Source organism: Candidatus Aquiluna sp. IMCC13023 (assembly GCF_000257665.1).
Lineage (GTDB): Bacteria > Actinomycetota > Actinomycetes > Actinomycetales > Microbacteriaceae > Aquiluna.
Genome location: NZ_AJKR01000003.1, coordinates 325,423 through 338,494 on the forward strand (window position 1 = coordinate 325,423; position 13,072 = coordinate 338,494).

The window sequence follows — 13,072 nt, forward strand, 5'->3', positions numbered from 1 at the left end:
TCAATTATTGCCCAGAGTTTCAGGTAAAAAAGCATCTAGGCTGTTTGGAAACAAAGACTTAATGGAGAAAAAAATGCCAGGGGAAAATCTGACCCGCCAAGAGGCGCAAGCAAGATCCGCAATAATCGATGTTGATTCCTACATCGTTGAGGTCAATTTGACACAGGATCCCAAGGTCTTTTCCTACGTCTCGACCGTGAGATTCGCCTGCAGCGAAGAAGGCCAAGAGACTTTTATCGATGCGATTACGACCTCAGTTGAATCAATCGAACTAAACGGACTGGATTTAGATCCGTCCGAGTACTCCGATGGCACCAGAATCACCTTGCCGAACCTCAAAAGTGAGAACGTTCTCACCGTAAAAGCAAACGGAGTCTTCTCAAATAGCGGCGAGGGCCTGCACCGGTTCGTGGACCCAGTGGACAACGAGGTTTATTTCTACACCCAGTTCGAGGTACCCGATTCTCGTCGCATGTTCGCCGTATTCGAGCAACCAGACCTAAAAGCTAGTTTTGAGTTCAAGGTAATAGGAAACCAAGACTGGCAAATGATTTCAAACTCCACTACTCCAAAGCCAGTGCTAATTGGCGACGGACTCGCGCGATGGGATTTCGCGCCGACCCCAAGGATTTCAAGCTACATCACGGCCTTGGTTGCCGGGCCCTACACCGTTTGGCGCGATGAACTGACTTCATCAAACGGGCAGATAGTGCCACTTGGAGTATTCTGCCGAAGTTCGCTGGCAACATTTATGGATCCGGAATACATCTTTGACAAGACCAAGGCCGGCTTCACCTACTTCGAGAACCTATTTGATTACCCTTACCCGTTTGAGAAGTACGACCAGCTATGGGTCCCAGATTTCAACGCCGGCGCAATGGAGAATGCTGGTGCGGTGACTTTCACTGAGAGTTACATTTTTAGATCCGCTGTCACTGACGCAGTAAAAGAGCGACGGGTTGTCACAATTTTGCATGAGCTTGCCCACATGTGGTTCGGTGACCTAGTGACCATGGTCTGGTGGAATGACCTGTGGCTAAATGAGAGCTTCGCAGAGTATGTTTCTACCCTCGCAACCGCAGAGGCAACCGAGTGGACAGAAGCCTGGACCACTTTTGCCTCGCTAGAAAAAAGCTGGGCATATCGGCAGGATCAACTGCCTTCCACACACCCGATCGTCGCTGAGATAGCCGATCTAGAGGACGTCCAGGTGAATTTTGACGGCATTACCTACGCCAAGGGCGCCTCGGTTCTAAAGCAGCTGGTCGCATGGGTTGGCCAAGACTCATTCATGCGTGGAGTCGGCAACTACTTCAAAAAACACCAGTGGAAAAATACCGAGCTAAGGGACCTGCTCGTTGAGCTCGAAGCCGAGAGCGGCCGGGATCTAAAAGAGTGGTCTTCACTTTGGCTCGAAACTGCCGGTGTAAATACTCTTCGTCCCGAAATTGAAGTTGATGAAGATGGCAGGTTTACCAAGTTCGACATCATCCAAACAGCGATTGCTGACTACCCATACCTTCGTCCTCACCGCCTGGGTGTTGGCATGTTTCAGCTTGTTGGCGGTCGCCTTGAGCGCAATGGCGAGATTGAAATCGATGTTGCGGGGCCAATAACCTCCGTCTCACAGCTACTGGGCGAGGTAAAGCCAGACCTGATACTGATAAATGACAAAGACCTTGCCTACGCGAAAATTCGATTGGACGATGGCTCATGGGCAGTAGCGCTGGAGAACTTGTCAGGGATTTCCGATTCGCTTGCAAGAACCATGATTTGGTCAGCGGCTTGGGATACAACCCGTGACGCCGAGGCGAAGCCCAGAGATTTCATTCAGTTGGTGCTAGATCACATTGCTAGTGAAACCGAGTCCACGACCGTCACAACATTGCTGCGGCAACTGGTAACAACTGCAACTCTTTACGTGGCTGAAGACAGAAGAACAGAAACAATTGAACACATAGCCCAATCGTTAATTGAACTTGCAGAGACTGCGGAGGCTGGGAGTGACAACCAGCTGCAGTTTGCGAAATTCGTTGCTCAGTTCGCAACAACCGACAAGCAACTTGACTGGCTAGACGCTCTAGTATCCGGCCAGAAAGCCCTGACCGGCCTAACTGTTAACGGAGACCTTCGATGGGAGATTCTGCTTGGACTTGCGGTTGGTAATCGTGCCGACCAAGACCGAATAGCGACGGAGCTGGCACATGACAACACGGCGAACGGCAAGAAATTCGCAGCCGCTGCTCTGGCTGCAATCTCAACTCCGGTGGCAAAGCTAGAGGCCTGGGTTGAGCTGACAGAGCGCACCGAGTACTCGAACACGTTGATAAGTTCTGCCTCTGCTAGTTTCGGGCGAGTCTCTGACATAACATTGTTAGAAATTTATGCGGATAAGTACATGTCTATTGCTCAAAAAATCTGGGAAGAGCGCAGCTACCAAATTGCCTCCTACCTATTGACCAATCTCTACCCAATAGCCCTTGCAAATAAGAGCTTGGCCGAAAAGACTCAAAAGCTCATTGATTCCAGCTTCGCTCAGTCAAAGCCAGCGTTCAGAAGGACACTGGTGGAGAATCTGGCAGGCCTGGAACGTGGAATAAAAGCTCAAGCCAAAGACCAAGAGGAGAACTAAATGACCTTTACCGAATTCATGTCCGAATGGTCTGCACTGGTAGCCATCGTCATCATCCTTGCCGCAGCTGTCGTTCTGCGCGTGCTGTTGAAGGTGGCATCAAAAAGAATTGTGAGAACCATTGTCTCGGGTGTTCAGCGCGTTAAAAAAGATGAACGCCTGGACGAGCTGATGCTGGAGCAGCGACTTACGCAACGAACTAGAACCATCGCGTCGGTACTGGACAATTTCGCCACCTGGGCAATCGCCATAACCGCGCTAGTGATGATTCTTAGCGAGCTTGGCATTAACGTAGGGGCGCTAATCGCCGTCTCGACGGTTCTGGGTGCGGCCATTGGCTTCGGCGCTCAGTCATTAGTGAAGGACATTCTCTCGGGAATATTTATAGTCTTCGAAGATCAGTACGGAGTTGGTGACTGGGTCGAAATAGGGGACGTGTCCGGAGAAGTTGAACGTGTAGGCCTTAGGGTCACCGAAGTTCGAGATATTCACGGAACGCTTTGGTTTGTGAGAAACGGTGAGATTGTCCAGGTTGGCAATGCTTCTCAGGAGTGGGCAGCCGCGCTCTTGGACTTCCCGTTTGCATATGACAACGACGTTGATCAAGTCCAGGACATCATACAAACGACCGCTGACGAAATGCGCAAGTCTAAGGAGTGGAGTAGGGACATGATTGCAGATGCTGACATGTGGGGAATGCAGCACATCTCAGGTGAGCAGTTTGTTATTCGGGTGTCAATACGAACTCTCCCTAATCGCCAGTGGGCGGTTTCAAGAGAGCTGAGAAAACGTTGCAAGCAAGCCTTCGACAAGCAAAACATCGGCCTCCTTCGTGCAAGCAAAATCAACCTGGCCAAGTAATTGCAGGATTTCTACCAGCGAGTTGGCGGCGAACCGGTTTTTGAAGAGCTGACTCGAAACTTCTACAAGGGAGTCGCGATCGACCCGATTCTCAAGCCCATGTATCCGGAGGAAGACCTTGAGCCTGCCCGTGTCAGGCTTCAGTTATTTCTGGAACAGTACTGGGGCGGGCCAACTACCTACCAGGAGACGCGAGGTCACCCACGGCTCAGAATGCGTCACAACGGTTTCAAAATAAATCCAGCCGCAAAAGCGGCTTGGCTAATGCACATGCAACGCGCAATTAAGGAGCTCTCGATTTCTGAGATGGATCGAGACGAACTCTGGGACTATATGGAACGGGCTGCTAACTCGATGCTAAATACCTTCGAGGACTAGGAAAACCTGAAGCTTTCCTTCGCTATTACGTGACCGTAGTCGCTGCTAAGACGAATCCAGCCATGCGCCCTGTATACCTCGACGGGAATACCTTTTTGCATGAATCCCAACCCAGCCATAGCAAAGGCTGAACCGGCTGGAAAGTTGTGTTCAATTCCCACCGCTTTACCCCAAATCTGCAGTCTTACCCGCGCGGCGATGGCACTCCCAATACTCTCTGGAAGCGCCTCGGCCACGGCAGCAATACCGTCTTTTGCCCACGCAGAAATTTTCTCTTGTTCGACTTCGCCAGCACGTACCCAGCCCTGACGTGGTGGCGAAATGCCAGCCCAGCCGACCCTGGCGGCAGTTTTTGGTAGCACCAACACCAGCTCATCGCTCTCGATGCTCTTATCTACAGACGCCAATAAGTCTTCAATTGTAAAAAGTGAGTCGAGCTCGTTTTGGGAAGTTAGGTTGATGGTTCTAAGCCCAATTACCGTGAGCCCGTCTCCCAGTAAAGATCCGGCATAAATCGGACTGACATAAACCGCTAATACAGACCCAAAAGCCCGAAGTCGAACTGCGCCAGTGCTATCTAATCTCAATGCCCTTTTTAGATAACCTGCGAGATCGACAAGGTCATTCGGGTCTTTAAAGGAGAGATTTTTATCCATGGTCAACTCCTAAACTAGTCAATGAGAGAAGGTTTTTATGCAAGATTCAGTTATTCCTCAGGACCCAGTCGCAGATTTAGTTCGAATCTTGGACCTGGAACAACAGAGCCCAACTACTTTTCTCGGTCAGACTCAGTGGATGCCACATGGCAGAGTCTTTGGCGGACAGGTTTTGTCGCAATCCCTTGTGGCGGCATCCAGGACAATTGACGCCGGCCGCCCGGTTCACAGTCTTCACAGTTACTTTTTGCGCCCAGGAGACGTGGCCAAGCCGATTGAGTTCGAAGTTGACATCCTTCGAGATGGTCGCAGCTTCTCGGCTCGACGTGTTCAGGCCAGTCAAGAAGGAAAGGCAATTTTCTCGATGATTGCGTCTTTTCAAGACCCAAGCGGTGGGATGAGTCACTCGGATGCCATGCCAGAAAACCTTCCGGAACCAGAAGATCTTCCATCTGCGGCAACAATCCTTGCGAACTTTGATCACCCGATCACCAATTACTGGGCCAAAGCCCGGCCGTTTGATCTTCGGCACACCGCTGAACCCGTATACCTAACCGCAGCCAAGGAGCAGTCAGCTAAGCAATGCGTCTGGTTCAAACCCATAACGCAGCTGCCAGCTGACGACGGAGTTGAGATCGCGAGCTTGGCATACGCAAGTGATTACTCAATCCTTGAGTCGATAATGAGACGCCACGGCGTTAGCTGGGCACACAAGGGCCTCAGTTCAGCAAGCCTGGACCACGCAATGTGGTTTCATCAAAAGCCCGACTTTAGCGACTGGCTATTGTATGTTCAGCACTCCCCCGCGGCGCAAAACAGCCGCGGACTGGCACTCGGCCAAATTTTCAATAGAAACGGGAGCCTGGTTGCCTCTGTCGCTCAAGAAGGAATGCTGAGGATTCCGGAACTTTCCTAGTCTCTGGTAAGCCTGCGGTAAGTGGAGCGGTGAGGCTTTGCAGCATCAGGTCCCAGTCGCTTGATTTTGTTTTCCTCGTATGAATCGAAGTTACCCTCAAACCAGTACCAGTTATCCGGATTTTCATCCGTGCCCTCGTGAGCCAAAATGTGGGTTGCCACCCGGTCAAGGAACCAGCGATCGTGTGTAATCACCACGGCGCAACCGGGGAATTCCAAAAGAGCATTTTCCAAAGATGACAAGGTTTCCACGTCCAGATCGTTGGTTGGCTCGTCAAGGAGGAGGAGGTTTCCACCCTTCTTTAGAGTCAAAGCAAGATTCAGTCGATTCCTCTCACCGCCCGAGAGAACTCCAGCTTTCTTCTGTTGGTCCGCGCCCTTAAAACCGAAGGCTGCAACATAAGCCCTGGACGGCATTTCAACTTGTCCAACCCGGATGTAATCAAGCCCACCCGATACGACCTCCCAGAGTGACTTATTCGGATCGATGCCCTCTCGAGACTGGTCCACGTAGCTTATCGAAACGGTCTCACCAATCTTGAGCTCCCCGCTGTCGATCTGATGCATGCCGGTTATGCACTTGAACAAAGTCGATTTTCCAACGCCATTGGGGCCGATAATTCCAACTATTCCATTTCTGGGAAGAGTAAAGCTCAAGTCGCTGAAAAGAGGACGGTCCTCGAAGCCCTTGGAAATCTTCTTCGCCTCTATAACAATGTCGCCGAGCCTCGGCCCAGGAGGAATTTGAATTTCCTCAAAATCCAATTTTCTAGTCTTGTCTGCCTCTGCGGCCATTTCCTCATATCTGGAAAGCCTGGCTTTTGATTTAGTCTGCTTGGCCTTGGGGCTTGATCTAACCCACTCAAGCTCGTCAGCAAGGCGCTTTGACAATTTGGCGTCCTTCTTGCCGGCAACCTGCAACCTTTCCTGCTTCTTTTCCAGGTAGGTCGAATAATTGCCTTCATACGGGTAAGCACGACCGCGATCTAGTTCGAGAATCCACTGGGCCACGTTGTCTAGGAAGTACCTATCGTGAGTCACGGCGAGCACTGCGCCCGCGTACTGCGCTAGGTGCTGCTCAAGCCACAAGACACTCTCGGCGTCCAAGTGGTTCGTTGGCTCATCAAGTAGAAGTAAGTCCGGCTTTTGAAGCAGAAGCTTGCACAAAGCCACTCTGCGCCTTTCGCCACCCGAGAGGTTGGTGACTGGAGTGTCTCCAGGTGGGCAGCGCAGCGCATCCATGGCCTGCTCTAGTTGATTCTCAAGATCCCAACCATCAGAAGCGTCTATCTGCTCCTGAAGTGTGCCCATTTCTGCCAAAAGAGTGTCATAGTCGGCTTCTGGACTGGCAAGCTCTGCGCTAATTTCATTGAATCGCTCAATCTGAGCCATGGTTTCAGCAGCGGCTTCCTGGACATTGCCAAGCACCGTCTTTTCTTCGTTGAGGGCAGGCTCCTGCATCAAGATGCCAACGGTCGCATCCGGTGATAACCGGGCCTCTCCGTTCGAAGGGTTATCTAACCCAGCCATAATCTTTAGAACAGACGATTTACCCGCACCGTTTGGCCCAACAACACCGATTTTTGCACCGGGGTAAAACGCAAGTGTTACATCATCAAGAATCACTTTGTCGCCGTGCGCTTTACGCGCTTTGATCATTTGGTAAATAAATTCAGCCAAGAAAACTGCCCATCCAATTTGGAAAAGGGAAACCCCTCTTCGTCGTTTGCTCCGGGAAAAGTTTATCCCAGTGCTAAAAGGCGCATTGCCCTTTGAAATTGCAAGTGACGAAGAGGGGGTTCGGGTCTGGAGTTTAGGGGGCGCCAGACCTCATCGGGCTCTAAGCAGGCTGGAGCGTAGAGTCCGAATCTTCGGCTTGCTGGTCTTGGCGAGCAGCCCTTTCAAATGTGCTGGTGCCAAACAACAGATCGTGCCCAAGGCAATCCGCCTCAATTTCAACTGTTGTTCCTGTGCGCTCGCCATTGTCCCAATCGCGCACTTTTAGACGACCGCTGACCAAAATTCTGTCACCCTTAGCGAGCGACTCATTCGCGTTGACCGCAAGTTGCCTAAAAGCCACCACCGTGAACCAGTTGGTGTCACCGTCAGTCCAAGCATCTGTCTCTTTATCGAAATGTCGACTTCCGGATGCTAAGCGAAATGAAGTGACTGAGAGCCCCTCGGATGTGACTATGTTTCTCGGGGTAGTGGCAACCAGACCGACTGCCGTATATGTTTCTGCCATTTATGAGCCTTTCCTTGTGATGCCGGAAAGTTTGACAAATGCTTTAGAAGCTTTGTGACTCGGAAACGAATCTGTGGAAAACTTTTTATCTCAGAAGGCTTGTGAACTTTGCTCTGACCTTGGAGACCTTAGGAGCTACCACGGCAAGGCAGTAGCCCTGGTTGGGGTTTTTGTCGAAATAATCCTGGTGGTAATCCTCGGCCTCGAAGTTTTCGCCCAGAGGGGTAACTTCGGTGACTACGTTTGGACCCCAGATATCCTTGGCTCTCTCGACGGCATCGGTAAAAACTTCCTTTTGAGATTCACTCGTGTAAAACATCGCTGATCGATACTGATCACCCACGTCAGCACCCTGGCGATTCAGCTGAGTTGGGTCGTGCAAAGTGAAGAAAATATCCAGTATTTGCTCTGAAGAAATCTCATCGGGATCAAAGGTGACGTTCACGACCTCAGCGTGGCCAGTGTTTCCATTGCAGATATCCTCGTAGCTCGGATGAGGTTTGTGGCCACCCGTGTACCCACAGGTCACCTCTCCGACACCTCTGAATTGGACATAGGCTGAATCGAGGCACCAAAAACACCCGCCGGCAACTACAAAAGTTTCCATAATGTTCCTAAACTTAGACGGTTACCCAATTGATTCCCAATTGGTATTTTGAAAGGTACGGCACAAGCCTAATTGACTCAAAAACACCCGACGCTTGGCGTGCTATACGCGGCCAGCGCAGCAATATTATTTGGCCTTAATGCCTCCACCACCAAAGTGATAATCCAATCGGGTGTCACACCTGAACAAGCCGTTTTGGTTCGGTCTATTGCTGCAGGCCTGATTGCTCTTGTCTGGGCCCTAATTGCAAACCGATCAGATCTTCGGGTGGAGAAAAGGCTCATCCCGCGACTTCTACTCTTAGGAATCTTTGGAGTGGGAACCCTTCAGTGGGCCTACTCGCAGGCAGTGGTTCTTCTTCCGGTTGGCATCGCGTTGCTCATTGAGTACACCGCAGTGCTTTGGGTGCCAATAATCGCTTTGCTTTTTTTCAAGGAAAAGGTAAAAAAGCAGATCTGGTTTGGCGCTGCTCTAGTCCTTGGCGGCCTGGCCGTAGTTGCCCAAATTTGGGATAGTCAACTTAGTGGCCTGGGAATGCTTTATGCGCTTGGGGCTGCCGCCTCGTTAACCACCCACTTCATAGTTGGTGAGCGAATACAGCGGCATTTGCCCACAAACGTAACCATGGCCTATGGGATGGGTATCGCATCGCTACTCTTCCTTCCTTTTTCAAGGCTGAATGAATTTGATTACGGAAGCCTGACCGACGGCCTAGATCTGAGTGGGAACCTGGCCGGAATAACAGTTCCGCTATGGGTAATGCTTCTCCTGCTCGGGGTGGCCGGAAGTTTCCTGCCTATGGCTTTTACTTTTCTCGCGCTTCGTCACCTTGGAGCAACTTTGGTGGGCGTGGTGGCCACATCGGAGACAATTCTGGCCGCACTGTTCGCCCTACTTTGGCTCGGGGAGCTGATTAGCCTGACCCAAGCCCTCGGAGGTATGGTGGTTATTGTAGGTATCGTTTTGGCACAAACGTCTAAGCGGCAAAGGATAGTAAAGGTGGTTGATTAGATTGGCAACAATAAACTTGGTCCAAGCGGACTTCGAGGCAACAGTAAACAAAGAAGGCATCACCCTTGTGGATTTTTGGGCCGAATGGTGTGGCCCGTGTAAAACCTTCGGTCCAATATTCGAGGAGGCCTCAAACGGTCATCCAGAAATTACCTTCGCCAAGGTTGACACTGAGGCGGAACAAGAACTTTCCGGAATGGCCGGCATCTCTTCAATCCCGACCCTGATGATCTTCCGAGATGGAATTTTGCTGTTCAGCCAAGCAGGCGCGTTGCCGGCTCCAGCACTGAACGAATTGATCGGCAAAGTTCAGGACCTGAACATGGCTGACGTTCACGCGGAAATCGCAAAGCAGCAATCTGAACCCGAAGCAAGCTAGCAACCGAACTTGAAGAACAATTCAATTGCCATGTTGGCCACAATTGCCGGCATCGGTATTTTGGCTTGGCTGATTGGATTTTTTGACCCGACGACCTGCACTCCTGATGTTCAGGTCGCGGGGTGGTCATCCTGCGAGGAAATTGCCAACCAAAGAACCATCGCTCTGTATGCGCTAATTGGCGTGACTGTCGCAGGAGTGCTTATAACCACAGTTCTGAAACGAAAAAAGAAGTAGCTACTTTTTTTGACGGGCTCTTGGATTTTTCGCAAGAGAATTTCTCTAAATCAATTCCTGTGTGTCAACAAACTTCAATTCTGGAAAAGCTTGCGCTACAGCAGGGTGCGTAATAATTCCTTCGTGAACGTTTAGGCCCAGTGCCAAAGCGGCATCATTTTTGAGTGCGGCTTTCCAGCCCTTTGTTGCAAGCTGCATTACATAGGGCAATGTTGCGTTGGTTAGGGCCCGCGTTGAGGTCGAGGGCACCGCACCCGGCATGTTTGCAACGCAGTAATAAATAGTTTGGTGGACCTGGAAGGTCGGTTCGTCGTGGGTAGTTGGCCTCGAGTGCTCAAAGCAGCCACCTTGATCAATAGCGATGTCAACCAGAACTGCTCCGGACTTCATCCCGCTCACCATTTTGTCAGTAACTAGCTTTGGAGCCCGCTCACCCGGTATCAGAACTGAACCGATCACTAGATCTGCATCCTTTAGCTGCTCGGCAATCTCGTAGGAAGTCGAAGCCCTGGTTTGCACCTCGGAATTGAAACGTTCGTCAATCTCCCTGAGTCTTGGAAGCGATAGGTCAATAACTGTCACATCTGCGCCCATCCCATTGGCAACCAAGGCAGCTTCGGTTCCGGCCACACCGCCGCCGATTACGACGACCTTGGCACGCGGCGTTCCAGGCACTCCACCCATAAGCATTCCGGCACCGCCGTTGGTCTTCATCAACTGGTAAGCACCTATCTGAGCCGAGAGCCTGCCTGCAACCTCACTCATCGGTTGCAATAAAGGAAGTGACCGGTTGGCAAGCTGAACTGTCTCATAGGCGATTGCAGTGGTCCCGGAATCGATAAGAGCATCGGTACATTCCCTGGAAGCTGCAAGGTGAAGATAAGTGAAGAGCACTTGACCCTTGCGCATCAGCGGGTACTCCATGGCTATCGGCTCTTTTACCTTGCACAGCAATTCAGCCTTGGACCAAATCTCTTCGGCAGTGGCTGCAATAGTTGCGCCTGCCTTTTGGTATTCGTCATCCCGAAAACCCGAGCCTTCGCCGGCGCTTGACTGGACCAGAACCTCATGACCGCGCGTAACCAGCTCGTGAACACCGGCAGGTGTGAGAGCGACTCGAAATTCGTTGTTCTTAATTTCCTTTGGGACGCCAACTAACATTTTTTCTCCTAGAGCAAGTGACTTGAATTCTTGCAAATTATTCGCTCAGTTGGCTAAAATACGAAGAATCTTCACTAATTGCGCTAATATCCATGGTATCTATTGAAAAATGAGGTTTTTCACATGCTCAAGTCGCAGAATATTCGAATCGACTCCGAGGTTGACGAAATCGACCGCTCGATTCTTTCGATACTCGGCAGAAATGGTCGTATTTCGAACGCTGATCTAGCAAGTCAAGTTGGAATAGCAGCCTCGACCTGTCTGGGAAGAGTTCGCAATCTGGTTCAGCGCAAGGTGATTAGATCATTTGCCGCCGACATCGCTCCCGAGGCTCTTGGGTTAGAGCTCCAGGCTCTTATTTCTGTTTCACTTCGAGCAGGGGCGCGAGCAAACCTGGCCAGCTTTATGACAGCAATGCGAGAGCACCCACAAGTGATACAAGTGTTCTTTCTCGGCGGTGCGGAGGATTTCATTGTGCACATCGCGGTCGCAGACTCCGACGCCGCCAGAGAGTTTGTGCTAGATCAACTAAGCAACAATGCATCTGTGGCAACAACAAGAACTAACATCGTCTTCGACCACTTTCACAAGGGGCCAATTAGCTAGAGTTGGGCCTATCGGGAGGGTCAACATGACTGAGGCAATGCATCAAGCTGGAGCAGACAGCAAACTCCGTGAGGCCATCTATAAGTACGCAGCTGAGCGAATGGCCATGGACCCGGTTCCACTGGATGGACCGCGCTCAAGAAGTGAGCTGGAAGCTAACGCCGGGATCACAATAAGCGAGATTGGCATCGGCGGACAGAAAGCTCTATCTATCTTCGATGAGGTTCTAGCCCCCGCCACCATCTCCACTGATCACCCCAATTTTCTGTCGTTCATCCCTGCTGCGCCAACCGAGGCCGCGACTCTTTTTGATCTGGTGGTTTCCGCAAGCTCTATCTACGGCGGCTCATGGACCGAAGGTGCTGGAGCCGTTTTCGCGGAGAATCAAGTCCTTGAATTTCTGGCCAGTGAAGCAGGACTTCCTAAGGGGGCCGGTGGAGTTTTTGTTCAGGGCGGCACGCTAGGAAACCTATCTGCGCTTGTGGTTGCTCGCGATGTCGCAGAGGCCAAGCACGGGCGTCAAAATTGGGCAATAATCTGCAGCTCAGAGGCGCATTCGTCAGTCAAGTCCGTCGGAAAAGTAATGGGCGTGACGGTCCTTTCTGCTGACGCCAGTAAGACTGGCTCGTTGACCGGCGCCGCCGCCGAATCTGCAATTCAAGAAGCCAAGAAGCAGGGGCTGATTCCCTTTGCCCTGGTTGGCACAAGCGGCACCACAAATTTTGGAATCATCGACAAACTAGATGAGCTCGCGGATGTTGCCACCGCTAACGATCTTTGGTTCCACGTTGATGGAGCGTACGGTTTGGCAGGGGTCTTGGTTCAAGAACTAAAGCATCTTTATTTGGGACTAGAAAAAGCTGATTCATTCATCGTCGATCCGCATAAATGGTTATTCGCACCCTTTGACGCTTGCGCCCTTGTATATCGCAACCCGGATCTTGCTCGCCAAACCCACACCCAGCACGGCGAATATTTAGAGACCCTAAATAAGAATCATGACTGGAACCCATCTGATTTTGCTTTCAACCTCACTAGACGAGTTAGAGGATTGCCTCTCTGGTTTTCACTCGCAACCTACGGGGTTGCCGCTTACCGATCAGCCATCAAATCAAATGTTGATCTTGCAAAGAAAATAAGTATCGAAATTTCTACCCGCCCCCACCTCAAGCTGGTTCGCGAGCCGCAGCTTTCGGTCGTAGTTTTCGAGAGGGACGGCTGGGAAGCCAACGACTATGAGAAGTGGTCCAAAAAACTACTGGAATCCCAGTTTGCATTCGTTGTTCCATCAAGCCACCTAGGCAAGCCAAACACGAGGTTTGCAATAGTCAACCCGACTACAAAGTACGAGGATCTCGTCGCAATCCTGGACACGATGGAATAG

Annotated in this window: 14 protein-coding genes; 9 read left to right on the forward strand and 5 right to left on the reverse strand. The window is 51.1% G+C overall.

Annotated features, from left to right (window positions below):
* The first annotated feature begins 73 nt into the window (after positions 1-73).
* Genes pepN through IMCC13023_RS05370 form a run of 3 tightly spaced genes read left to right on the forward strand, consistent with a single transcriptional unit; the run spans position 74 to position 3,871 of the window.
* Complete coding sequence (pepN, locus tag IMCC13023_RS05360; RefSeq protein WP_040325425.1) at positions 74-2,632, forward strand: aminopeptidase N; 2,559 nt, start codon at positions 74-76, stop codon at positions 2,630-2,632.
* The gene (locus tag IMCC13023_RS05365; RefSeq protein ID WP_007542083.1) at positions 2,633-3,493 is read left to right on the forward strand and encodes a mechanosensitive ion channel family protein; all 861 of its coding nucleotides are present in this window, start codon (positions 2,633-2,635) and stop codon (positions 3,491-3,493) included. It begins immediately after the preceding gene.
* Positions 3,494-3,871, forward strand: a complete 378-nt coding sequence (locus IMCC13023_RS05370; RefSeq protein WP_007542084.1) for a globin — start codon at positions 3,494-3,496, stop codon at positions 3,869-3,871.
* Here the strand turns inward: IMCC13023_RS05370 and IMCC13023_RS05375 are convergent.
* Positions 3,868-4,527, reverse strand: a complete 660-nt coding sequence (locus tag IMCC13023_RS05375) for a DUF8185 domain-containing protein (RefSeq protein WP_007542085.1) — start codon at positions 4,525-4,527, stop codon at positions 3,868-3,870. The two genes, IMCC13023_RS05370 and IMCC13023_RS05375, sit on opposite strands and share 4 nt — an antisense overlap.
* Before the next feature lie 37 nt (positions 4,528-4,564).
* Here IMCC13023_RS05375 and IMCC13023_RS05380 point away from each other — a divergent pair, with 37 nt between their 5' ends.
* Positions 4,565-5,443, forward strand: coding sequence for an acyl-CoA thioesterase (locus IMCC13023_RS05380; protein WP_007542086.1), 879 nt, complete (start codon positions 4,565-4,567; stop codon positions 5,441-5,443).
* On the opposite strand, the gene ettA is transcribed toward IMCC13023_RS05380, so the two are convergent.
* From ettA to msrA, 3 genes are all read right to left on the reverse strand, one after another.
* Positions 5,440-7,122: an energy-dependent translational throttle protein EttA gene (gene ettA / locus IMCC13023_RS05385; protein ID WP_007542087.1), complete on the reverse strand. Its 1,683-nt coding sequence runs from the start codon at positions 7,120-7,122 to the stop codon at positions 5,440-5,442. The two genes, IMCC13023_RS05380 and ettA, sit on opposite strands and share 4 nt — an antisense overlap.
* A gap of 160 nt (positions 7,123-7,282) precedes the next feature.
* Complete coding sequence (ssb, locus tag IMCC13023_RS05390; protein ID WP_040325255.1) at positions 7,283-7,687, reverse strand: single-stranded DNA-binding protein; 405 nt, start codon at positions 7,685-7,687, stop codon at positions 7,283-7,285.
* A gap of 85 nt (positions 7,688-7,772) precedes the next feature.
* Complete coding sequence (msrA, locus tag IMCC13023_RS05395) at positions 7,773-8,294, reverse strand: peptide-methionine (S)-S-oxide reductase MsrA (protein WP_040325257.1); 522 nt, start codon at positions 8,292-8,294, stop codon at positions 7,773-7,775.
* 72 nt (positions 8,295-8,366) lie between these two features.
* Here msrA and IMCC13023_RS05400 point away from each other — a divergent pair, with 72 nt between their 5' ends.
* From IMCC13023_RS05400 to IMCC13023_RS05410, 3 genes are read left to right on the forward strand one after another with little or no spacing between them, the layout of a single operon-like run.
* Positions 8,367-9,305 (forward strand): DMT family transporter, encoded by a 939-nt coding sequence (locus IMCC13023_RS05400; RefSeq protein ID WP_040325259.1) that lies wholly within the window; start codon positions 8,367-8,369, stop codon positions 9,303-9,305.
* A gap of 1 nt (position 9,306) precedes the next feature.
* Positions 9,307-9,684 (forward strand): thioredoxin, encoded by a 378-nt coding sequence (trxA, locus tag IMCC13023_RS05405; RefSeq protein ID WP_007542101.1) that lies wholly within the window; start codon positions 9,307-9,309, stop codon positions 9,682-9,684.
* 9 nt (positions 9,685-9,693) lie between these two features.
* Positions 9,694-9,921 carry a hypothetical protein gene (locus IMCC13023_RS05410; protein ID WP_007542103.1) on the forward strand — a complete coding sequence of 76 codons (228 nt, stop codon included), beginning with the start codon at positions 9,694-9,696 and terminating at the stop codon, positions 9,919-9,921.
* A gap of 45 nt (positions 9,922-9,966) precedes the next feature.
* Here the strand turns inward: IMCC13023_RS05410 and ald are convergent, their stop codons facing one another.
* Positions 9,967-11,082 carry an alanine dehydrogenase gene (ald, locus tag IMCC13023_RS05415; protein ID WP_040325261.1) on the reverse strand — a complete coding sequence of 372 codons (1,116 nt, stop codon included), beginning with the start codon at positions 11,080-11,082 and terminating at the stop codon, positions 9,967-9,969.
* A 123-nt stretch (positions 11,083-11,205) separates the two neighbouring features.
* Here ald and IMCC13023_RS05420 point away from each other — a divergent pair, with 123 nt between their 5' ends.
* Positions 11,206-11,688, forward strand: coding sequence for an Lrp/AsnC family transcriptional regulator (locus IMCC13023_RS05420; protein WP_007542107.1), 483 nt, complete (start codon positions 11,206-11,208; stop codon positions 11,686-11,688).
* Between the two features lie 25 nt (positions 11,689-11,713).
* Entirely contained in the window at positions 11,714-13,072 is a 1,359-nt protein-coding gene (locus tag IMCC13023_RS05425; protein ID WP_007542109.1) for a pyridoxal phosphate-dependent decarboxylase family protein, read from the forward strand.